The organism is Nonomuraea sp. NPDC050536 (genome assembly GCF_044457685.1).
In the GTDB taxonomy this organism is placed as follows: domain Bacteria; phylum Actinomycetota; class Actinomycetes; order Streptosporangiales; family Streptosporangiaceae; genus Nonomuraea.
Genome location: NZ_JBITHD010000005.1, coordinates 277,869 through 297,922, shown reverse-complemented (window position 1 = coordinate 297,922; position 20,054 = coordinate 277,869). Strand labels below are relative to the sequence as shown.

Annotated in this window: 20 protein-coding genes, 3 tRNA genes and 1 pseudogene; 9 read left to right on the top strand and 15 right to left on the bottom strand. The window is 70.6% G+C overall.

The window, feature by feature from the left end:
* Nucleotides 1-11: 11 nt before the first annotated feature.
* Together ACIBHX_RS17385 and ACIBHX_RS17380 are read right to left on the bottom strand one after the other, a co-directional pair.
* Nucleotides 12-1,556 carry a hypothetical protein gene (locus tag ACIBHX_RS17385; RefSeq protein ID WP_397068096.1) on the bottom strand — a complete coding sequence of 515 codons (1,545 nt, stop codon included), beginning with the start codon at nt 1,554-1,556 and terminating at the stop codon, nt 12-14.
* A 159-nt stretch (nt 1,557-1,715) separates the two neighbouring features.
* A complete protein-coding gene (locus tag ACIBHX_RS17380; protein WP_397068334.1) occupies nt 1,716-2,687 on the bottom strand; it encodes a thiamine-phosphate kinase in 972 nt (323 codons plus the stop codon).
* Nucleotides 2,688-2,826: 139 nt separating this feature from the next.
* On the opposite strand from ACIBHX_RS17380, the gene ACIBHX_RS17375 reads away from it, so the two are divergent.
* Together ACIBHX_RS17375 and ACIBHX_RS17370 are read left to right on the top strand one after the other, a co-directional pair.
* Complete coding sequence (locus tag ACIBHX_RS17375) at nt 2,827-3,060, top strand: Lrp/AsnC family transcriptional regulator (RefSeq protein WP_214323317.1); 234 nt, start codon at nt 2,827-2,829, stop codon at nt 3,058-3,060.
* Nucleotides 3,061-3,068: 8 nt separating this feature from the next.
* Entirely contained in the window at nt 3,069-3,500 is a 432-nt protein-coding gene (locus ACIBHX_RS17370) for a DUF3515 domain-containing protein (RefSeq protein ID WP_397068095.1), read from the top strand.
* Here the strand turns inward: ACIBHX_RS17370 and ACIBHX_RS17365 are convergent.
* The 4 genes from ACIBHX_RS17365 to ACIBHX_RS17350 form a co-directional block, all read right to left on the bottom strand.
* Nucleotides 3,483-4,577, bottom strand: coding sequence for a D-alanine--D-alanine ligase family protein (locus tag ACIBHX_RS17365; RefSeq protein WP_397068094.1), 1,095 nt, complete (start codon nt 4,575-4,577; stop codon nt 3,483-3,485). The two genes, ACIBHX_RS17370 and ACIBHX_RS17365, sit on opposite strands and share 18 nt — an antisense overlap.
* Nucleotides 4,574-5,563, bottom strand: coding sequence for a trans-sulfuration enzyme family protein (locus tag ACIBHX_RS17360; RefSeq protein WP_397068093.1), 990 nt, complete (start codon nt 5,561-5,563; stop codon nt 4,574-4,576). Before ACIBHX_RS17360 ends, ACIBHX_RS17365 begins: the two co-directional genes overlap by 4 nt.
* On the bottom strand, nt 5,560-6,570 hold the full coding sequence (locus ACIBHX_RS17355; RefSeq protein ID WP_397068092.1) for an NAD(P)H-dependent glycerol-3-phosphate dehydrogenase: 1,011 nt from the start codon (nt 6,568-6,570) through the stop codon (nt 5,560-5,562). The genes ACIBHX_RS17360 and ACIBHX_RS17355 overlap by 4 nt, the downstream gene beginning before the upstream one ends.
* 87 nt (nt 6,571-6,657) lie before the next feature.
* On the bottom strand, nt 6,658-7,368 hold the full coding sequence (locus tag ACIBHX_RS17350) for a lysophospholipid acyltransferase family protein (protein WP_397068091.1): 711 nt from the start codon (nt 7,366-7,368) through the stop codon (nt 6,658-6,660).
* 79 nt (nt 7,369-7,447) lie between these two features.
* Between ACIBHX_RS17350 and cofC the strand changes: the two genes are divergently transcribed.
* Nucleotides 7,448-8,071, top strand: coding sequence for a 2-phospho-L-lactate guanylyltransferase (cofC, locus tag ACIBHX_RS17345; protein WP_397068090.1), 624 nt, complete (start codon nt 7,448-7,450; stop codon nt 8,069-8,071).
* 27 nt (nt 8,072-8,098) lie between these two features.
* Nucleotides 8,099-8,302: a hypothetical protein gene (locus ACIBHX_RS17340; protein ID WP_397068089.1), complete on the top strand. Its 204-nt coding sequence runs from the start codon at nt 8,099-8,101 to the stop codon at nt 8,300-8,302.
* A gap of 78 nt (nt 8,303-8,380) precedes the next feature.
* On the opposite strand, the gene ACIBHX_RS17335 is transcribed toward ACIBHX_RS17340, so the two are convergent.
* The 4 genes from ACIBHX_RS17335 to leuC form a co-directional block, all read right to left on the bottom strand.
* Entirely contained in the window at nt 8,381-8,680 is a 300-nt protein-coding gene (locus tag ACIBHX_RS17335; protein WP_214323325.1) for an HU family DNA-binding protein, read from the bottom strand.
* Between the two features lie 98 nt (nt 8,681-8,778).
* Complete coding sequence (locus ACIBHX_RS17330; protein ID WP_397068088.1) at nt 8,779-9,009, bottom strand: hypothetical protein; 231 nt, start codon at nt 9,007-9,009, stop codon at nt 8,779-8,781.
* Nucleotides 8,988-9,575: a 3-isopropylmalate dehydratase small subunit gene (gene leuD / locus ACIBHX_RS17325; RefSeq protein ID WP_397068087.1), complete on the bottom strand. Its 588-nt coding sequence runs from the start codon at nt 9,573-9,575 to the stop codon at nt 8,988-8,990. Before leuD ends, ACIBHX_RS17330 begins: the two co-directional genes overlap by 22 nt.
* A 12-nt stretch (nt 9,576-9,587) precedes the next feature.
* Nucleotides 9,588-10,976, bottom strand: coding sequence for a 3-isopropylmalate dehydratase large subunit (leuC, locus tag ACIBHX_RS17320; protein WP_397068086.1), 1,389 nt, complete (start codon nt 10,974-10,976; stop codon nt 9,588-9,590).
* A 156-nt stretch (nt 10,977-11,132) separates the two neighbouring features.
* Between leuC and ACIBHX_RS17315 the strand changes: the two genes are divergently transcribed.
* The 3 genes from ACIBHX_RS17315 (at nt 11,133) to ACIBHX_RS17305 (ending at nt 15,720) form a co-directional block, all read left to right on the top strand.
* Entirely contained in the window at nt 11,133-11,849 is a 717-nt protein-coding gene (locus ACIBHX_RS17315; RefSeq protein ID WP_397068085.1) for an IclR family transcriptional regulator, read from the top strand.
* Nucleotides 11,850-12,415: 566 nt separating this feature from the next.
* A complete protein-coding gene (locus ACIBHX_RS17310; RefSeq protein WP_397068084.1) occupies nt 12,416-14,137 on the top strand; it encodes a hypothetical protein in 1,722 nt (573 codons plus the stop codon).
* A 755-nt stretch (nt 14,138-14,892) separates the two neighbouring features.
* Nucleotides 14,893-15,720, top strand: coding sequence for a TIGR03560 family F420-dependent LLM class oxidoreductase (locus tag ACIBHX_RS17305; RefSeq protein WP_397068083.1), 828 nt, complete (start codon nt 14,893-14,895; stop codon nt 15,718-15,720).
* Nucleotides 15,721-15,940: 220 nt separating this feature from the next.
* Here the strand turns inward: ACIBHX_RS17305 and ACIBHX_RS17300 are convergent.
* The 4 genes and pseudogenes from ACIBHX_RS17300 to ACIBHX_RS17285 all read right to left on the bottom strand — a co-directional run bounded on the left by ACIBHX_RS17300 (nt 15,941) and on the right by ACIBHX_RS17285 (nt 16,974).
* Nucleotides 15,941-16,013: transfer RNA gene (locus ACIBHX_RS17300), tRNA-Glu, on the bottom strand.
* An 18-nt stretch (nt 16,014-16,031) separates the two neighbouring features.
* Nucleotides 16,032-16,107: transfer RNA gene (locus ACIBHX_RS17295), tRNA-Glu, on the bottom strand.
* 87 nt (nt 16,108-16,194) lie between these two features.
* Nucleotides 16,195-16,350 (bottom strand): annotated as a pseudogene (locus ACIBHX_RS17290) (LuxR C-terminal-related transcriptional regulator); the annotation flags it as partial.
* 111 nt (nt 16,351-16,461) lie between these two features.
* Nucleotides 16,462-16,974 carry a sensor histidine kinase gene (locus ACIBHX_RS17285; protein ID WP_397068082.1) on the bottom strand — a complete coding sequence of 171 codons (513 nt, stop codon included), beginning with the start codon at nt 16,972-16,974 and terminating at the stop codon, nt 16,462-16,464.
* Nucleotides 16,975-17,013: 39 nt separating this feature from the next.
* Here ACIBHX_RS17285 and ACIBHX_RS17280 point away from each other — a divergent pair, with 39 nt between their 5' ends.
* Nucleotides 17,014-17,640, top strand: coding sequence for an alpha/beta fold hydrolase (locus tag ACIBHX_RS17280; RefSeq protein WP_397068081.1), 627 nt, complete (start codon nt 17,014-17,016; stop codon nt 17,638-17,640).
* 7 nt (nt 17,641-17,647) lie between these two features.
* Here the strand turns inward: ACIBHX_RS17280 and ACIBHX_RS17275 are convergent.
* Nucleotides 17,648-17,719 (bottom strand) — tRNA-Gln (locus ACIBHX_RS17275).
* Between the two features lie 154 nt (nt 17,720-17,873).
* Between ACIBHX_RS17275 and ACIBHX_RS17270 the strand changes: the two genes are divergently transcribed.
* Nucleotides 17,874-19,913 carry a M3 family metallopeptidase gene (locus ACIBHX_RS17270; protein WP_397068080.1) on the top strand — a complete coding sequence of 680 codons (2,040 nt, stop codon included), beginning with the start codon at nt 17,874-17,876 and terminating at the stop codon, nt 19,911-19,913.
* Nucleotides 19,914-20,054 lie beyond the last annotated feature (141 nt).

Below are 20,054 nucleotides of genomic sequence, written 5' to 3'. Positions count from 1 at the left end.
TCTCCATCAAATCAGGTGATGGAGCAGTCACCGCCCACCAGCCCGCAGGTCTGCGGCGCCGTGGAAGACCCCGTGGCGTCGATGGTGACGTTGATCGAGTCGCCGGCCGCCAGCGTGCTGGAGACGTCCAGGATGAGCAGGTCGCCATCCTGGCTCCAGCCGGCGCCCCTGACGTCCAGCACCTTGCCCGCCACCGGGATCGACACCGTGGCCGCCGACAGCGCGTTCGAGGCGGAGTTGGTGACGTTCAGCTTGGCCGTGAACCCGACCAGCCCGCGCCGCACGACGTCGTAGGTGAGGTTCACCGAGCCCGCGTTGGACCCCGGCTGCACGGTCGCGGTCGGATTGGGATTGCCGGTCGGGAAGCCGCCCGTGTCGCTCGAGGTGGTCGCCGTCGGCGCGTCGGTGGCGGTCGGGCTGTCATCCGACGGGGTGTCCGTCGGGACGGGCGCGTCCTGCTGCGTCGGCTTGCGTGTCGGCGTCGCCGACGTCTTCACCTTGACCTTCTTGGTGGGCGTGGGGACGGGCTGAGGCACCTGGGTACGGCGCGGCACTTGGGTCCCCGTGGTCGCCGTGGGAGCCGGCGAGTCGGACTCCGTCGTGGTCGGCTCCTCGGTGGGCGTGTCGGAGTCCTCGACGGGCGCGGACGTGGAGACCTGCGGCCCCGGCTGGTTGGAGGCCTGTACGGCGGCGCACTTGCCACCCGGGCACTTCGCCAGGTCAGCGGAGGCGCCCATCATCTTCACCCCGACCACGGTGCCGCCGAGCACGACCACCACGGCGGCGACCGACAGCAGGGCCACCTTGCCCCGCCCGCTCGGCGGGGCGTCCACGGAGTCGCGGTTGGGCGGCTTGCGGCGCCCGCGACGCCGTCCTGACGGCTCCTCGGGCGGGAGCTCCTCGTCGGCCCACCCGGAGCCGAGGAAACCGGTCTCGCCGGAGTCGAGGAGCGCGGTGTCGGCGGCGCCGGCCCATGCCGGGGTTGGCGCGTTGACCATCGTGGGGTTCCCGGCCACCCTGACGTCCCCTGGAGCGGGCGCGCCGTACACAGCCGTGGCGTCGGGTGGCCCGGTGCCGTAGACGGAGGCGGGGCCTGAGGGCTCGTCGAAGGAGCCGATGCCCTGGGTGTCGTCGAGCGGTGGCCGCGCGAAGGCGCCCGTGGTCTCGAACGGCTCGGCCCCGGGCACGCCAAAGGCATCCGCGGCGGGCGTCGACGACCTCGCACCGGGCTCGAAGACTCCAGGGGGCGCGTTGAAGGCGCCGGTGGGTTCGAAGGCTCCGGGGGGCGGTGTGAAGGCGCCCGTGGTCTCGAACGGCCCGGGCGGCGAAGGCGGCCTGAAGGCGCCAGTCCGCTCGAACGGCTCCGACGGCTCCGACGGCTCCGACGCGAAAGAGCCCGCAGCCTCGGCGGGGGTTCGCTCCGGCGCGGGCCTCCACTGCCCGGTCACCTCGACCTGATCAGGTGGCGCCGGCCAGCCGGGCGGCTCGTCCGATCCCCAGAAGCCGTTGCTGTCTATACGATCCTGGGACCAGGTCGCGTCGTCGGCGCTGCCCATCCCCCGTTCATCTTCGTTCTCGGATCCACCTGTGCCGTGGCGGCCCATGGCTGCCCTTTCTGCCGGTTACAGTGGCCGCCACTCTTCATAACACCTTTACTACGCCTTTGTCACAGCATTCACCGGAGTCACACAGAATTTTACCTAAATCCGGACAAATCAACGGAAGTGATCCCAGCCGCCGGGGCCCATTTCCCTGCCGAGCACGCTCACGCCGTCACCCTCCGTGACCGACCCCACGATCGTCCACTCCGGCGGCAGCCGTACCTCCGCGGGGAACACCGCGGCCAGCGCATGATCGTCCCCGCCCGAGAGCACCCACTCCAGTGGATCGGCCCCCAGTTCCGCGGCCGCCGCCGCGACGGGCGCGGCCACCTCGAAGGCCGCCGGGTCCAGCATGATCCGCACCCCGCTCTCCTCGGCCACGTGCCCGAGGTCCTGCACCAGCCCGTCGCTCACGTCGAGCATCGCGCCGGCCCCCAGCAGCGCCGCCTCCGGCCCGCGGGCGTACGGCGGGCGGGGCCGCCGGTGCCCGTCCACCGCCTCCCTCAGCAGCCGTGGCCCGGCCAGCCCGCCCGGCCTGGAATCCGGCGTCCAGCCCGCCTCGAGCAGCGCCAGCCCGGCCGCCGCGTATCCGAGCCTGCCCGTCACGGCCACGACCTGCCCGGGCCTGGCACCGGAGCGGGTCACGGGGTCGCGCCCGTCGAGCGAGCCGAGCGCGGTCACCCCGAGCACCACCAGGTCGCACCTGGTCACATCGCCGCCCGCGACGCCGGCCCGCACCACGGCGCACTCGTCGCGGAACCCGTCGGTCAGCGCGTCCAGCCACTCCACCGGCAGCGAGGGGGGCATGCCGAGCCCCACCACCAGCGACGTCGGAACGGCGCCCATCGCGGCCACGTCGGCCAGGTTCTGCGCGGCCGCCTTGCGCCCCACGTCGTACCCGCCCGACCAGTCGCGGCGGAAGTGCCGCCCCTCGATCAGCAGGTCGGTGGAGACCACCACCCGCCCGTCGGCGGCCCGCACGACGGCCGCGTCGTCCCCGGGGCCGAGCAGCACGGCCTCCCCCTGCGGCAGCCGACTGGCGATCCGCGCGATGGCGCCGAACTCGCCGAGTTCCCCGACCGTGATGGCACACCTCCAGAAGTCACCTCACGCTAGCCACTCCGTATGCTGGATCAAGCACGGGGGTACCAGGTCATCTGGCCGCTCATCAGCCCGAAACGGTACGGTGGCCCTTCGGCGTGATCCAATCGCCCGGGAGGACGTAATGGTGCAGGCCTACATCCTTATTCAGACCGAGGTCGGCAAGGCCGCGAACGTGGCCCACGAGATCTCCGGGATCCCCGGGGTCACGCAGGCCGAGGACGTCACCGGTCCGTACGACGTGATCGTGCGCGCGGAGGCGCGCAACGTGGACGAACTGGGCAAGCTCGTCGTCGCCCAGATCCAGGCGGTGGAGGGGATCACGCGTACGCTGACGTGTCCCATCGTCCACATCTGAGAGTCTCCATGCGCGCCGCTGCCGTCCTGATCGTCCTGCTCACCCTCGCCGGTTGCGGCGGCACCGTCCAGGTGGCGCCGCCGACGCCTCAGGGCGAGGCGGCGGCGGCCTGCCGGCGCCTGTCGGGCCTGCTCCCCAAGGCTCTCGACGGCGCCGCCCGGGGCACCTCCAGCCCCGAGTCGCCCTACGTGGCCGTCTGGGGCGAGGCGGACATCGCGCTGCGCTGCGGCGTGCCCCGCCCGGCCAGGATGCAGCCCACCGACCAGCTCCAGGAGATCGACGGCGTGGGCTGGTTCGCCGATCCGGACAAGCCCACGCTGTACACCGCGGTCGCCGCGCCCCTCTACGTGGAGGTCACGATCGCCGGCACGCACACCGCGCCGAGCGTGCTCGCCGACCTGTCGGGCCCGATCGCCCAGGTCTCACCGAAGTCCGGGTGACCTGCGCAGCGCCAGCTGGACGAGCCTGTCGACGAGCTGCGGGTAGGTCAGGCCGGAGGCGGCCCACAGCTGAGGCGCCACCGACAGCGAGGTGAACCCGGGCATCGTGTTGATCTCGTTGAAGACCAGCTTGCCGTCGGGCGTGTAGAAGAAGTCGACCCGCGACAGCCCCTCGCACTCCAGCGACTCGAAGGCCTGCACCGCCATCGCCCGTAGCTGCTCGGCGACCTCCGCGGGCAGGTCGGCGGGGACCGTGAGCGACATCTGGTCCGGGTAGTACTTGGCCTCGAAGTCGAAGAAGTCCTGCCCGCCCTCGACCTTCACCTCGCCGGGCTGGGAGGCGGCGGCCGGCTCGTCGCCGAGCGACTCCAGCACCGCGCACTCGATCTCCCTGCCGACGATCGCGGCCTCGATCAGCACCTTCGGGTCGTGCTCGCGGGCCAGGTCCACGGCCGCCTCCAGCGAGGCGCGGTCGTGCGCCTTGGAGATGCCCTGCGACGAGCCGGCCCTGGCGGGCTTGACGAACACCGGCCAGCCGAGGTCCTCGGCCTCCTTGACCACCCGGTCGCGGTCGAGCCGCCAGTCACGGTCGCGGACCACCAGGTAGGGGCCGATCGGCAGGCCCGCGGCGGCCATCACGGTCTTCATGTAGGCCTTGTCCATGCCGACGGCGCTGGCCAGCACGCCGGAGCCGACGTAGCGGACGCCGGCCATCTCCAGCAGCCCCTGGATCGTGCCGTCCTCGGCGAACGCCCCGTGCATCACGGGGAACACCACGTCGACGGAACCCAGCTCGACAGGGATGCTGCCGGGGTCGTAGGCCACGAGCGAGCTGTCGCCGCTGGGCAGCGCGAGCGCCGCGCCGCTGGAGTCGACCTCGGGCAGCTCGCCGCCCTCGATCTGGAAGCGCTGGTCGCCGGCGGCCAGCACCCACCTGCCGTCCTGCGCGATCCCGATCGGGATCACTTCGTACTTGTCCCTGTCGATCGCCTCCAGCACGCTGCCCGCCCCCATCAGGGACACGGCGTGCTCAGAATTGCGACCTCCGAAAACGACGGCGACACGTGGCTTGCTCATGTGACCCCAATGTACTCAAGAGCGCGCGTGACGTCCGTGATCAAATCCTCCGCGTCTTCCAAACCGACCGAAAAGCGCACCCGTCCATCCCTGACCTCTGCTGTACTGTACGGCCCGCCAGCGGGGCCGGAGCTCACCAGGTTGAGCGCCTTGACCAGGGAATGCGGGTCGCCGCGCGGCGTGAGGCTCACGCACGTGCCGAACCTGGTCCCCTCGGGCCCCGAGTCGAACAGCCGCCTGGCCAGCAGGTGTCCGGGGTGATCGGTCAGGCCCGGGTAGCCGACCCTGAACACGCCCGGGTGCTTGGCGACGGCGGCGGCGAAGACCATCGCGGTCGAGCACATCCGCCGCACCCGCAGGGGCAGCGTCCGCAGCCCCCTGCGCAGCTCGGCGGCCTCGCCCCCAGGCAGTTCGGCGCCGAGGTCGGCGCAGACCTGGCGCAGCCTGCCCACCAGGTCGGGACGGCCGGTGATCACACCGCCCGAGCAGCCGTCGTGGCCGCCCAGCAACGCGCCGGCCGCATGGACGACCAGGTCGGCGCCGTGTTCCAGCGGGCGGCACACGATCGGGGTGGCCAGCGTGGAGTCGATCACGAGCAGCGCGCCCGCCTGACGGGCGATCCGGTAGAGGCTGCGGATGTCGGCCACCTGGTCGGACAGGGTTTCCGCGTAGAGGATCTTGGTGGTGGGTTTGACGGCCTGCCGTACCCGCTCAAGATCGGACATGTCGACGAAGTCGGCACTCACTCCGAAGCGGGCGAGCACGTTGGCCAGCAGGCCCGTGCCTGGAGCGGGGGCGACGACGTGGGTGCCGCCGCGCAGGAACGTCAGCATGGCGACCGTCAGCGCTGCCTGGCCGGAGGCGAAGGCCTGGCCCGCCACGTCCTCCGGAGCGGCGGCACCCTCCAGCGAGGCGACCGCGGCGGCGAAGCCCTCCGCGGTCCGCTCCTCGCCCGGCAGGTGGACGCAGCGCGTGTTCTCTCTCAAACCCCGTACCGTTCGGGTTTGGGCGAGCGGGACATCAGCAGCATGCCGGCCTCGCTCGGCGTCATGCCGTCGTGCACGACGCCGACCACGACCTCGGTGATCGGCATCTCGACGCCGTGCTTGCCGGCGAGCTCCAGGACCGACTCGCAGGACTTGACCCCTTCGGGCAGCTGCTTGGTGCCGGCCAGCACCTCCGCCAGCGGCATGCCGCGACCCAGCTTGTCGCCGAACGTGCGGTTGCGCGACAGCGGAGAGGTGCAGGTGGCCACCAGGTCGCCCATCCCGGCCAGGCCCGAGAAGGTGTGCGGGTCGGCTCCGAGCGCGGCGCCGAGGCGGGAGATCTCGGCCAGGCCGCGGGTGATCAGCATGGCGCTGACGTTGTCGCCCATGCCCATGCCGGCCGAGACGCCGACGGCCAGCGCGATCACGTTCTTGACCGCGCCGCCCAGCTCCACGCCCACCACGTCCGGGTTGGTGTAGGGGCGGAACCAGGGCGGCAGGTGGCAGGCCTCCTGCAGCCTGGCCGCGACCGTCTCGTCGGTGCAGGCGACGACCGTCGCGGCGGGCTGGCGCTGGGCGATCTCCTTGGCCAGGTTGGGTCCTGAGACGACGGCGACCCGCTCCTGGGAGACGTCCGCCACCTCCATGATGACCTCGCTCATCCGCTTGGTCGTGCCGAGCTCGATGCCCTTCATCAGGCTGACCAGCACGGCCTCGCGCGGGATGTGCTCGCGCCAGGCGGCCAGGTTGTCGCGCAGCGACTGGGCGGGGACGGCGATGACCATGAAGTCGGCGCCGTCGAGCGCCTCCGCCGGGTCGTTGGTGGCGCGCAGCGACGGCGGCAGCGCCACCCCTGGCAGGTAGTCGATGTTGGAGTGGGCCCGGTTGATCGACTCGATCATCTCCGGCCTGCGGCCCCAGATGATCGTGTCGTTGCCCGCCTCGGCGAGGATCATGCCGAACGTGGTCCCCCAGGGACCGGTGCCGAAGACGGCCGCCTTGGTCATGAGACAGCCTCCGGAGTGAGCATCGCAGGGAGCGCCGGCAACCGAGGAGCGGAGCGCAGGAGGCTGTCGGGAAGCAGGGTCATGGGATCACTGCCTCGCTGGGTCGTAGGGGGATTCGGGGGCCTTCTGGCCGCGCAGCTCGGCCAGCTGCACGGTGATCGCCGCCATGATGTCGGCGGTCGCGTCGCGCAGGATGTCGGCGTGCGGCGGCTTGTCCGCGTACCTGGACAGGTCGACCGGCGGGCCCACGCTGACGTGGAAGGTCTTGCGGGGGAACAGCCTGGGCTTCTTCTCGCCGTAGGGCAGCAGCTCCTGGGCGCCCCAGTGGGCGACGGGGATGACCCTGGCGCCGCTCTCCAGCGCCAGCCGGGCCGCGCCGGTCTTGCCGACCATCGGCCACAGCTCGGGATCCCTGGTGCAGGTGCCCTCGGGGTAGAACAGGATCGCGCCGCCGTAGGCGAGCCGCTGCTGCGACTCGCTCAGCGACTTGGCCGCCTCGCTGCTGCCGCGGTAGACGGGGATCGCCAGCAGCCCGCGCACGGCCCTGCCCAGGAACGGCACCTTGAACAGGCCGGCCTTGGCCAGGATGACCGGCCAGCGCCCGTTGTTGTAGAGGAAGTGGGACAGCAGCACGGGATCGGTCCAGGACAGGTGGTTGGCCGCGATGATCACCCCGCCCTCGCGCGGGATCCGCTCGCCGTGCCGCCAGTCCTTCCTGACGAGGAGCCCGGAGAGCGGTTTCACCACCGCTACGGCGAAGTACTCCCAGAAACGCGAGGGTCGCGCGGGGCGGCTCATGCTCTCCTCCAACACGTGCGGTGTGCGCCCAAGTCTCCCGGTTGGCCGCGTGGGATGTCGAGGCGGGATGCTTAAGCCTATGAGCAACCGCTGGTCCGTGGTCATCCCGGTGAAGACGCTGGTCGCGGCGAAGACACGGCTGGCCGCCGCCACTGGGCCCTACCGGACGCGGCTGGCCGTTGCCGTCGCCTCCGACACCGTCTCGGCCGCGCTCTCCTGCCCGCTGGTCGCCCGGGTAATCGTGGTCACCTCGGATCCGGCCGCCGCGGGCCCGCTGGCCGGGCTCGGGGCCGAGGTGGTGCACGACCCCGACCGCGGGCTCAACACCGCCCTGCGCACGGGCGCCGCGCACGCCGTACGGCACGGCGGCCCCATCGGCGCGCTCCAGGCGGACCTGCCTTCGCTGAGGCCCGCTGAGCTGGCGATCGCCCTGGCGGCCGCGGCCGAGTTCGACCAGGCCTTCGTGCCGGACGCGCAGGGGGTCGGCACCACGTTCTACGGCGTGCAGGACGGGATCCGGTTCACGCCCAGATTCGGCGGGGAGTCGCGGGCCAAGCACCTGGCCGGCGGCGCCAAGGAGCTGTGCCCGGAGGGCATCGAGTCGGTCAGGCGCGACGTGGACACGCCCGACGACCTGCGCGCGGCCGTGGCGCTCGGGCTCGGCCCGCACACGGCGGAGGTGGTCAGGCTGCTGTGGCCGTGATCGGGCAAAGCGTTTACGCTGGTCGACGTGCAGGCCACGGTACGCACCTTCGATCCGGCCACCCGCTCGGGCACGGTCTTCCTCGACGACGGGACGGTGCTCGAGTTTCCGGCGAGCGCTTTCGACGCGGGGCCGCTGCGGCTGCTGCGTTCCGGCCAGCGGGTCAATCTGGCCACTTCTGACGGCCAGATCACTTACATCACGCTGTCCACTTTTCCCGTGCCGGACTGATCTCCATTAAGGCGGGCCGCCGCCGAAGAATGCAAGAACGCCCGGACCGAAACGGCCCGGGCGTACTCGTGTATCTATTTACTTCTTCTTGGCTGCTTTCTTGCCGCCGATGTTCACCAGCTCCTTGAAGTCGGAGCCGGGGCGGAACTTGGGTCCCCAGCTCTCGGCGACCTTGATCTCGGCACCGGTCGACGGGTTCCTGGCAGTGCGCGCGGGCTTGTGGACCATCTCGAACGCGCCGAAGCCCGTGATCGAGACCTTGTCTCCGCTTGCGACCGCCTTCTGCACGGCGTCGATGATCGCGTTCACGGCCTCAGTGGCCGTCTTCTTGTCGCCCACCCGATCTGCGATGGCGTCGACGAGTTCCCGCTTGTTCATGAAAGTTCTGCTCCCCCAGTTTGGCTCGGGGTTCCAGCTCACGAGTTCGACGTAGAAACCCCTTACGGGCTCGAAAGTAGGCCGGATCGCTGGGGAACTCAATTACCCAGGGGGTTTTCTTTACCGCGTGGCGTGTCGTCGAGGCTGGTCAGGAAGGCTTCGAGGCGGGCCGCGGCCCGTTCTGGATCACGCTTTGCGAGGTCGCAGATCGCGAGATATCGCCGCGCACAGCGCGCTTTCTCGGCGGGCGGGAGCACGCGGACGCGGCGGTGCGCCTCGCGCAACCGCCGCGCCAGCTCGTCGTCTTCTAGACGGTCGTCGGCAGCCATGGCTGCCGACCATTCTCGTACGTGGCGACGTCCTCGCTGTGACGCAGGGTCAGTCCGATGTCGTCCAGGCCCTCCATGAGCCGCCAGCGCGTGTAGTCGTCCAGCTCGAAGGACCAGGCCTGGTCGCCCAGGCGGACCTCGCGCTCGGCCAGGTCGACGGTGATCCGCGCGGTCGGGTCCGCCTCGACGGCCGACTGCAGCTCCTCCACGATCTTGACGTCGAGCACGACGGGCAGCAGGCCCATCTTGGTGGAGTTGTTCCGGAAGATGTCGCCGAACCTGGGCGCGATCACGACGCGGAAGCCGTACTGCTGGATGGCCCAGACGGCGTGCTCGCGCGAGGACCCGGTGCCGAAGTCGGGACCCGCCAGCAGGATGCTCGCGCCGTGGTATTTGTCCTGGTTCAGCACGAAGTCGGGGTTCTCGCGCCAGGCGGAGAACAGGCCCTTCTCGAAGCCGGTGCGGCTGACCTGCTTGAGCCAGACCGCCGGGATGATCTGGTCGGTGTCGACGTTGCTGCGGCGCAGCGGCACCGCCGTACCGGTGTGGGTGGTGAAAGCTTCCATTTTCGGGTTCTCCTAGGCCAGGTCGGCGGGCGCGGTGAGCTTGCCGGTGACGGCGGTCGCGGCGGCGACCTGGGGCGACACCAGGTGGGTGCGGCCACCCTTGCCCTGGCGGCCCTCGAAGTTGCGGTTGGAGGTGGAGGCGCTGCGCTCGCCCGGCTTGAGCGTGTCCGGGTTCATGCCCAGGCACATCGAGCAGCCGGCCTGGCGCCACTCGGCCCCCGCCGCCTCGAAGACCTTGTCCAGGCCCTCCTTCTCGGCCTCGAGCTTGACCAGCATGGAGCCGGGCACGACCAGCGTGCGGGTCTTGACCTTGCGCCCGCGCAGGATCTCGGCGGCGGCCCGCAGGTCCTCCACGCGCCCGTTGGTGCACGAGCCGACGAAGACGGTGTCGACCTCGATCTCGCGCAGCGGCGTGCCCGCGGTCAGGCCCATGTACTCAAGCGCCCGCTCGGCCGCGGCCCGCTCGTCCGGGTCGGCGAAGGTCTCGGGGTCGGGTACGGCCTCGCCCAGCGGCAGGCCCTGGCCCGGGTTCGTCCCCCAGGTCACGAACGGCGTGAGCGTCGAGGCGTCGATCTCGACGACCTTGTCGAAGGCGGCGTCGTCGTCGGTGCGCAGCGACTTCCAGTACTCCACAGCCTGGTCCCAGGCCGCGCCGGTGGGGGCGTGCTTGCGGCCCTTGAGGTAGGCGAACGTGGTCTCGTCCGGGGCGATCATGCCGGCGCGGGCGCCCGCCTCGATGGACATGTTGCAGACCGTCATCCGGCCCTCCATGGAGAGCTTGCGGATGGCCTCGCCGCGGTACTCGACGATGTAGCCCTGGCCGCCGCCGGTGCCGATCTTGGCGATGATCGCCAGGATCAGGTCCTTGGCCGTCACGCCCCCGGGCAGGTCGCCCTTGACCTCGATGGCCATGGTCTTGGGCCGGTAGGCGGGCAGCGTCTGGGTGGCCAGCACGTGCTCGACCTCGGAGGTGCCGATGCCGAAGGCGATGCCGCCGAACGCGCCGTGCGTGGAGGTGTGCGAGTCGCCGCACACGATCGTCATGCCCGGCTGGGTCAGCCCGAACTGCGGGCCGATGATGTGCACCACGCCCTGCCCGGCGTCGCCCATCGGGTGCAGCCGGATGCCGAACTCGGCAGCGTTCTTGCGCAGGGTCTCGACCTGGGTCTTGGACACCGGGTCCGAGATCGGGCCGAGCACGGTCGGCACGTTGTGGTCCTCGGTGGCGATCGTGAGATCGGGCCTTCGCACGGTACGGCCGGCGAGACGCAGGCCGTCGAACGCCTGCGGGCTGGTCACCTCGTGAATGAGGTGCAGGTCGATGTAGAGCAGGTCCGGCTCACCCTCGGCACGCCGCACGACGTGCTGCTCCCAGACCTTCTCGGCCAGTGTGCGGCCCATTGATCTCTCCTCGTGTTAACCGCGATGCTCCGCATCGCCGCTCGGTCGCTGTGAAGCCGGTCTCTTCCCTCGTCGCTCAGGCCAGAGACCGGCGCTCCCTCGCTTGAGATTGCGTCCGACTTGCTTTCTCATATGTCGAGACGGCAGTATCGGCCTATGGACAACTCTAGCGGAGTCGGCGTACTGGACAAGGCCGTTCTCGTGCTCAACGCTCTGGAAGCGGGTCCCGCCTCGCTTGCGCAGCTCGTTCAGGCCACCGGCCTGGCCCGGCCCACGGCGCACCGGCTGGCGGTCGCCCTGGAGCACCACAGGATCGTCACCCGCGACACACAGGGCCGCTTCGTCCTCGGCCCGCGCCTTTCCGAGTTGTCCACGGCGGCGGGCGAGGACCGGTTGCTAGCCGTCGCCGCGCCCATCTTGATGCAGTTGCGCGACCTGACCGGGGAGAGCGCGCAACTCTACCGGCGCCAGGGTGACGAGCGGGTCTGCGTGGCCGCGGCCGAGCGTGCGTCCGGGCTTCGCGACACCGTGCCCGTGGGGTCGGCCCTGCCGATGACCGCGGGGTCGGCGGCCCAGATCTTGCTGGCTTGGGAGGAGCCTGACCGGCTGCACCGCGGGTTGCGCGGGGCCAAGTTCACCGCGGCCACCCTGGCCTCGGTGCGGCGCCGGGGGTGGGCCCACAGCGTGGGTGAGCGGGAGCAGGGTGTGGCCAGCGTCTCAGCGCCCATCCGGGGCACCGGCGGCAAGGTCATCGCGGCCGTCTCGGTCTCGGGCCCCATCGAACGCCTCACCCGCGCCCCCGGCCGCCTCCACGCGGTCCCCGTCATGGCCGCCGCCGAACGCATCACAGAGTCCATGCGCCGCTCCTCCTAACCCCCCATCCCGTACGGCGAGCCCCCTTGCACGGGCACCTGCTGCACTCCGGACCCTGTAGGGCGGGGACCCTGAAACGGCCGGACCCCGCACGGCCGGACCCTGCACGGCCGGACCCTGCACGGCGGGGCTCTGGAGCGGTGCGCCACTCACAGGCGCCGGGTCGGCGGGACGTTGTACGGCGGAGCCCGGCGCCCATGTGCGGCGCGCAACCCGAGAACGCCCTCACCCGGCTCCCGTGCGCCGTGGCGGCGGGCAACCGTCACCGACTCGCCAGCAGCGCCGGTCGCGGGCCCTCAGCCGAAGTGCGGGGGGCGGCCGGTGGGCGCGGCCCGCCGTACAAGATCACCACAGAGATCGGGAGCCAAGCCGAGGCGCCCGCCGGACGAGAACACGACAGAGATCGGGAGCCGAGCCGAGGCCCCCGCCGGACGAGAACACGACAGCGGTCCGAGGCGGCCGCCGGACGAGATTCAGAGAGAGCTGCTATTGGACGCGATGCCCATGATCAGCAAAACCGCCTAATTGGGGAGCCGAGTGCCTCGCGGGAGCACTAGCCTGATTGGGTGACCGATCGCATCGAGGTAGCCGCCACTGAGCTGCGACCCCTGCTCGAAGAGTTCATCATGTGGGCGCGTACCAACGCGCCCGGAAGCGACCCCGAGCTCGTGGGGCCCGCCGCACTGTGGCACCGTCTCGCCTTCTCCGACGACATCGGCACGTGGAAGCGCACTGACCTGCGCAACGTGCTGCTCGACCGGATGCCGAAGGTCGTCGAGGACCCCGATGCGGCCGCCGACGGGATGCTGCCCGCCGTCGACGCCTACCTGACGTTCCTGTCGCAGACCGGCAAGCTCAGCGAGCACTCCGACTCGCTGGACGACCTGCAGGCCGAGCTCGACGACCTCGAGGACGACTTCGTCGAGCTCATGGAGGACCTGCTCGACGAGCAGGACGGCGAGGACGACGACGAGGAGGAAGGCGGCGACCTGGGCGACTTCGAGCCGTTCGCGGACGAGCTCGGCAACCTGCCCACGATCCGGCTGCGTCCCGACTCCGAGCTGGCCACGGCCGCCCGCCAGGTGCCGCTCATCGCCAAGGCCCGTGACCTGGCCCTGTGGGTGGGGTCCGGCCGCAAGGTGGGCGACGACTCGCTGCTGTCCGACTCCGAGGTCGAGCAGGCCCTGGAGACCATCGGACTGGAGCGTCCCGACGCCGAGGGCCCGCTGGCCGAGTCGGTCCCCCAGCTCTGGAACATCTGGAACCTCGCCGTCGACCTGGAGTTCCTCGAGCCCGGCGAGGGCAACACGGTCGCCGTCCAGGACGACACGGCCGAGTGGCCCTTCGACGACGACGAGGACGTCCTCGACGCGTGGATGCTCGGCCTGCACTCGGTCGACTACGGTGACCCCGAGCTCGCCGACGACGACCTGACCATGGCGCTGGCCGGGCTCTCCCGCGGCCTGCTCGTGCGCCTGCTGCTGGCCGGCGGCTCGCGACCGCGCGAGGAGCTGGCCACCGAGCTGGCCGAGGCCGCCGCCGAGCTCGACGAGCTGGGCGCCGAGGCTTGGGAGGCCGCGGGCGACCCGCTGGCGTCGGTGCTCGAATGGCTCAGCGAGTACGGCATGCTCGAGGTCGCCGGCGCCACGGTCACGCTGACCGCGCTCGGCACCGAGGGCGTCGTCCATCTGGTCGACGACGCCGACATCGAGGTCGACGCCCGCCCGGCGATCGAGTCGATGAGCGCGCACGACCTGCTCGAGCTCAGCGCCGAGCTGCCCGAAGACGAGGCCGACGCGGAGCTGGCCGCCTGGATGGAGCGCCGCGAACCTGCCCGCGCCGCCGAGGAACTGCTCGCGGCCGCGGCGGAGGACGACGGCAACGCCCTCATCCGGGTACAGGCCGCCAGCGTGGTCGGCACGCTCGGCGAGGCCGCGATCCCCGCCTGGCAGGAGGCGCTCAAGGAACCCTCCCTGCGCCCCTACGCGGCCACCCACCTCAGCCAGCTCGAGGTTCCCGACGCGCCCGAGCCCACCCAGGACGATACGCACTGGCTCATCCTCGACATGTGGACGATCTCAGCCGGTCTGGGGCGGGCGGAGTTCGTGGGCAGCCTCAAGGACATCGGGCCGGACCTGCTCAACAACCTGCTCGAGGTGATCTGGAAGATTCCGCACGCGCACGTGGAGGAACTGCTGGACCTCATCTCGCAGGTCCACCCGGACAAGCAGGTCGCCAAGGCCGCCCGCCGAGCCCTCTTCAAGGCCCGCTCCGCCACCCGCCCCTAACCTCCCACCCCGCCCCCGGCACCCCCCACCCGCCCCGGGCCCCCTCACCCACCCCCGGGCCCTCTCACCCACTGCCGGCGCCTCCAACTCCCGCCCCGAGCTGTCCCCTCCCGGGTTTCGCGCTGCCCACCCCACGTGCCCCACGTCGTTTGCCACACGGCTTCCGCATCCGCCCACCTCACGGTCCCACGTTCCGCGCCAGGTGGTTCTGCGTTGTCCGCGTGCGGGCCTCGTGTTGCCCGCCATACACGGGCGCCGACGACGCCCGTTCCACATCCCGCCGACCCGGCGCCGGTGCGGCATCCGCGTGCTCCCGGAGTGCCCGCACGCCCCGGCACGCTTCTGTGCCCACCTCGCGGTCCCGCATCGCCCGGCTGACGGTCCAGCGTTGCCTACCGAGGTCCCGCGTTGCTAGCCGATGCGAGGCCAGGGTTGCGCACCTTGCATCGGCTGTTGTAGCCGCCGACGGCCACCGAGCGCTCGCCGGAGGCGACGGTCTTGCGGCCGGGCCGCCTCGTGGTCCCGCGTTGCGTGCCACGCCGTTGTCCGCGTGAGGGGCCCGTGGTGCCCGCCGTACACGGGCGCCGACAACCGCCGTCCCGCATCCCGCCGACCCGGCGCCATTGAGGGCTCTGTGCGCTCCTGGAGTGCCGCGCATGCCGGTTCTCGGGGCGGTGGGGGGAGGGGTGGTCAGGGGTGGGGTGGGGAGGGATGCTGGCGGGTAGTGGGGGCTGGGTGTGGGTGAGGAGGTTGGGATGCGGTTTGCGATCAAGACGAGGCCGGAGCATCAGACGTGGGCGGAGATTCGTGACGTTTGGGTGGCGGCGGATCAGATCGAGTTGTTCGAGTCTGCCTGGAACTGGGATCACTTCTATCCGCTGACCGGCGACACGCTGAACGGGACGAATCTGGAGGGCTGGACGATGCTGGCCGCGATGGCGCAGGCCACGCGGCGGATTCGGCTGGGCTGCCAGGTGACCGGCATGATCTACCGTCATCCAGCGGTGCTGGCGAACATGGCGGCGACCGTCGACATCATCTCCGAGGGGCGGCTTGAGCTGGGGCTGGGCGCCGGGTGGAACCAGCAGGAGTGTGATGCGTACGGGATCGAGCTGCCGCCGCTGCGGGAGCGGTTCGACCGGTTCGACGAGGGCGTCGAGGCGATCGCGCGGCTGCTGAGCCAGACCTCGACGACGTTCGAGGGCCGCTACGTCCGCCTGACCGACGCCCGGTGCGAGCCGAAGCCGGTGCAGCGGCCGTACCCGCCGATCACGATCGGGGGCCGCGGGCCGAAGCGTACGCTGCGGACGGCGGCGCGCTGGGCCCAGCAGTGGAACGTGATCACCCAGGACGCCGACGACTGGCGCGCCCTCAAGGAGGTCCTGCTGGGCCACTGCGCCGACCTGGGGCGGGACCCGTCGGAGATCACGTGCTCGGTGAACGTCCGGGTCGATCCCGACGACGTGGACGCGGTGACGGGTCCGGTGGACGCCTATCGCGTGGCGGGCGCCGACCTGGTGATCATCAACCTGCCGCACCACGCCAAGCCGGACATCCTGGAAAGGCTCGCCGGCATCCTCTGACAGAGCCCGGACGTCGACGCGCGCTGGATGGGGATGTTCTACGACACGGTCAGCCACGCTGCGGCTGCATGCCGGTGTACGGCGAGCTGCCCCGGCATGGAAGCGGAGTCGTATGCCAGGCGACGCGCAACCCGGACCGGGCTGCGCGGCAGTTGTATGCCAGGGCGACGAGCAGCCCGGACCGGGCTGCTCGAAAGTGGGGAGATGCGGAAGGAGACAGTAGTCCCGACCGGATTCGAACCGGCGCTACCGCCTTGAGAGGGCGGCGTCCTGGGCCACTAGACGACGGGACCTTCGCAAGCTTGTGACAGTGGTAGTCCCGACCGGATTCGAACCGGCGCTACCGCCTTGAGAGGGCGGCGTCCTGGGCCACTAGACGACGGGACCCTGTCCACAAGCGAACGTGCCGGGCCTCCCCGGCAACGCAGGTAACTCTACCGCACCCCGAGGAGTGCCACCAAACCGCTTTGCCGGTCACAGAATCCCTCTGCGATAGGCCTCGCCGACGGCGGCGGCTCTGTCGCGGACGTCGAGCTTGGCGTAGATGTGCAGCAGGTGCGTCTTGACGCTGGCCTCGCTGATGAACAGCCGGGAGGCGGCCTCCCTGTTGGTCGCCCCGCCGGCGACCAGCGCGCTGCCGCATCCCGTCCAGCCCGAACCCTTCTCGCGGGGTCCCTGGATCGAAGCCACGCCCGTCGTCGCGGACGTCGAGCAGGACCGCGGAGTCCTCGTAGGAGAGCGTCACGCCCGCCCTGGCCGCCCCGCGTGTTTGGCCACATTTGCCAGCGCCTCCTGGGCCACTCTGAAGAGGGTGACCTCCAGGTCGGGCGCGAGCGCGACGGGCGTGCCCGTGACCTCGACGGTCAGCGCGACGGCGGCGGTCTCGCCCCACGCGTGGGCCATCCGGGTGATCGCCTCGGGCAGCCGGCCGTCCTCCAGCGGTTCTGGCCGCAGCGCGCGCACGGAGCGGCGGGCCTCGGCCAGGCCCCGCGTTGCCAGGGACGCCGCCTGGTGGAGGTGGCGCCGCCGTACCGTGTCGTCGGCCGCGCGGTCGGCGGCGCGCAGCTGGCCGGTGAGTGCGACCAGGTCCTGCGCGATCGTGTCGTGGATCTCGCCGGCCATCCGCTGCCGCTCGTCGCGGACGCCGGCGTCCCTGGCCTGCTCGAGCAGGCGGGCGTGCAGGTCGGCGTTCTCGGCGAGCGCGGTGCGCAGGTCGGCGATCAGCTCGCGCCGTTTGTCGCTCTCCGCGGCCACGTACCAGCCCGCAACATCAGGGGTACGGCGATGCCGCCGATGACCGTGTACACCCCCACCTGCGCCCCGGCCGCGTCGTTCGGCCCGGTCATCCTGGTCGGCGGGAGCCTGGGCGGCGTCGTGATCACCAAGGTGGCCGACACGGTGCCGGACCTGATCCACCGGCTCGTCTACGACACGGCGTTCTGCTGCACGGGGCTGCGCTCGGCGGCCGACTACCTGAGCACGCCGGAGGGCGAGGCGAGCCTCGTGCCGAACCTGCTGAAGGGCATGGTGGCCGATCCTCGGGTCATCAAGGCGTCACGCACCAACTGGCGCACGAAGGACAGGGAGTTTCTGCGGGCGGCCAAGGAGGCGTTCATGGCCGACGCGGCCGAGGGCGAGTTTCTGGCGATGCTCAACACGTTGCTGCCCGACGAGAGCCTCCAGGTGCCGGTCGCCGACGCCAGGGGCCACAAGGACCGGTGGGGGAGGGTGCCGCGCACCTACATCAGGCACGCCAAGGACAGGACGATCCCGCTCGCGCTACAGGATCGGATGATCAGGGAGGCGGACACGGCGACGCCGGGCAACAGGTTTCAGGTCTTCACCGTGGAGGCGTCACACGCACCAACGGCCGAGGCGACACGAAAGATCATCGATATTCTCGACCAGCTGGGAAAGTGAGGAAAAGCTGGGGTACCAGGACTCGAACCTAGACTAACTGAACCAGAATCAGTCGTGCTGCCAATTACACCATACCCCACCGTATGCGGGCCCTTTGTGGGGCTCGCTCGGCGACCTCCGAAAGAATAGCCCAGCTTGGGGGGTGACACCAAAACGATTCCCCGAAACACGTGTCGCCCGCTCGGTCATGCCAAGCTGAAGGGGACAAAACACCACGTGGAGGAGCCCTAGCGTTGGCCGAGAACCCGTTCTTCGCCCCCAGCAGCCTGCCGTATCAGCTGCCGCCCTTCGAGGAGATCCGCGAGGAGCACTACCTGCCCGCCTTCGAGCGCGGGATGGCCGATCATCTGGCCGAGGTCGACGCCATCGCGAGCAGCACCAAGCCGCCCACGTTCGACAACACTGTGGCCGCGCTCGAACGGTCGGGCCAGATACTGAGCCGCGTGTCGATGGTCTTCTTCAGCGTCGCCGCCTCCGACTCCACCGACACGATCATGGAGATCGAGCAGCAGATCTCGCCCGAACTGGCCAAGCACAGCGACGCCGTACGGCTGAACCGGGCGCTGTGGGCGCGGATCAAGCAGGTGGACACGGCCGACCCCGAGGAGGCGTGGCTGCTGGAGAAGTACCGTGAGGACTTCGTCAGGGCCGGCGCGGACCTGTCGGAGGAGCAGCAGGCCCGGCTGCGGGAGCTCAACGAGGAACTGTCGAGGCTGTCCACCGAGTTCTCGCAGAACCTGATCAAGGCCTCGACGGAGTCGGCGCTGGTCGTCGAGGACCCCGCCGAGCTCGACGGGCTGGACGAGGCCCAGATCAAGGCGCTGGAGAAGGACGGCACGTACGTCCTGCCGCTGCTGAACTTCACCAACCAGCCGGCGCTGGCCCAGCTGACCGACCGCGACGTGCGCCGCCACCTGTACACGCTGAGCGTGGAGCGGGCGCCACAGAACTTCGCGCTGGCGATCAGGACGGCGACGCTGCGGGCCGAGCGTTCCGCGCTGCTCGGCTTCCCCAACCACGCCGCCTACGCGGTGGCCGACCAGACGGCCAAGACCGTGGAGGCGGTGGAGTCGATGCTCGGCCAGCTGGTGGAGCCCGCCGTACGCAATGCCCGCAAGGAGGCGGAGGCGCTGGCCGAACAGGCTGGGTTCCCGATCGAGCCGTGGGACTGGTCGTTCTACACCGAGAAGGTGCGCGCGGCGCGTTACGACTTCGACGCCGACGCGATGCGGCCCTACTTCGAGCTGAACCGGGTCTTCCTGGACGGCGTCTTCTACGCCGCGACGCAGCTGTACGGCGTCACGTTCACCGAGCGGACCGACCTGAAGGGCTACCACTCGGACGTGCGGGTCTTCGAGGTGTTCGACAACGGAGCGGCGAGCCGGCTCGGAGAGAGCGAGCGCAGCGATGCCAACGGAGAGCCGAGGGAGCGCGACCATGAGCACGCTGGCACGCTGGGGCTGTTCGCGCTCGACCCGTACGCACGGCCCACCAAGCGGGGCGGGGCGTGGATGAACAACCTGGTCGACCAGTCGTTCCTGTTCGGCGAGAAGCCCGTGGTGATGAACAACCTCAACCTCACCAAGCCCGCCGAGGGGCCGACGCTGCTCACCTTCGACGAGGTCAACACCGCCTTCCACGAGTTCGGCCACGCGCTGCACGGGCTGTTCTCGCAGGTGCGCTACCCGCGGGTGTCCGGCACCAACGTGCCGCGCGACTTCGTGGAGTACCCCTCGCAGGTCAACGAGATGTGGGCGACCTGGCCGGAGATCCTGGCCAACTACGCCAAGCATTACGAGACGGGCGAGCCGATGCCGGCCGAGCTGGTGGCGAAGATGACTGCCACCGAGAAGTTCAACCAGGGCTTCAAGACCGTGGAGTACCTGGCGGCGACGCTGCTCGACTGGGCCTGGCACAAGCTGGGCGAGGGCGAGACCGTGGCGGACGCGCAGGCCTTCGAGCAGGCCGCGCTGGAGGCGGCGCAGATCGCTTTCCCGCTGGTGCGGACCCGCTACCGGACGAACTACTTCGCGCACATCTTCGCCGGCGGCTACAGCGCGGCCTACTACTCCTACATCTGGAGCGAGGTCCTCGACGCCGAGAGCGTGGAGTGGTTCAAGGAGAACGGCGGGCTGAAGCGGGAGAACGGCGACCACTTCCGCCGCGAGCTGCTGTCCAAGGGCGGCAGCCTCGACCCGCTGACCCAGTTCCGCAACTTCCGCGGCCGCGAGCCCAGCATCCAGCCCCTCCTGGAGCGCCGCGGCCTGCTCTAACCCTCCCCGCCAGCCACTACACCCCGCCCAATCCTGGACAGGCCACACATCACCGGAGCATCGCGGCAGGGCGTGATCCCGGACGAGCCACGCGCCACCCGAGTGGTGCGCCAGGGCGTGGCCCTGGACGGGGCCAGGCGC

Excerpts from the sequence above, each read along its gene's own strand:
- ACIBHX_RS17305 (WP_397068083.1), top strand. The coding sequence starts at position 14,893 with ATGCGGTTTGCGATCAAGACGAGGCCGGAGCATCAGACGTGGGCGGAG.
- ACIBHX_RS17335 (WP_214323325.1), bottom strand. The coding sequence starts at position 8,680 with ATGAACAAGCGGGAACTCGTCGACGCCATCGCAGATCGGGTGGGCGAC.
- ACIBHX_RS17370 (WP_397068095.1), top strand. The coding sequence starts at position 3,069 with ATGCGCGCCGCTGCCGTCCTGATCGTCCTGCTCACCCTCGCCGGTTGC.
- ACIBHX_RS17385 (WP_397068096.1), bottom strand. The coding sequence starts at position 1,556 with ATGGGCAGCGCCGACGACGCGACCTGGTCCCAGGATCGTATAGACAGC.
- ACIBHX_RS17280 (WP_397068081.1), top strand. The coding sequence starts at position 17,014 with ATGACCGTGTACACCCCCACCTGCGCCCCGGCCGCGTCGTTCGGCCCG.
- ACIBHX_RS17355 (WP_397068092.1), bottom strand. The coding sequence starts at position 6,570 with ATGACCAAGGCGGCCGTCTTCGGCACCGGTCCCTGGGGGACCACGTTC.
- ACIBHX_RS17315 (WP_397068085.1), top strand. The coding sequence starts at position 11,133 with ATGGACAACTCTAGCGGAGTCGGCGTACTGGACAAGGCCGTTCTCGTG.
- leuD (WP_397068087.1), bottom strand. The coding sequence starts at position 9,575 with ATGGAAGCTTTCACCACCCACACCGGTACGGCGGTGCCGCTGCGCCGC.
- ACIBHX_RS17330 (WP_397068088.1), bottom strand. The coding sequence starts at position 9,009 with ATGGCTGCCGACGACCGTCTAGAAGACGACGAGCTGGCGCGGCGGTTG.
- leuC (WP_397068086.1), bottom strand. The coding sequence starts at position 10,976 with ATGGGCCGCACACTGGCCGAGAAGGTCTGGGAGCAGCACGTCGTGCGG.
- ACIBHX_RS17365 (WP_397068094.1), bottom strand. The coding sequence starts at position 4,577 with ATGAGCAAGCCACGTGTCGCCGTCGTTTTCGGAGGTCGCAATTCTGAG.
- ACIBHX_RS17375 (WP_214323317.1), top strand. The coding sequence starts at position 2,827 with ATGGTGCAGGCCTACATCCTTATTCAGACCGAGGTCGGCAAGGCCGCG.
- ACIBHX_RS17350 (WP_397068091.1), bottom strand. The coding sequence starts at position 7,368 with ATGAGCCGCCCCGCGCGACCCTCGCGTTTCTGGGAGTACTTCGCCGTA.
- cofC (WP_397068090.1), top strand. The coding sequence starts at position 7,448 with ATGAGCAACCGCTGGTCCGTGGTCATCCCGGTGAAGACGCTGGTCGCG.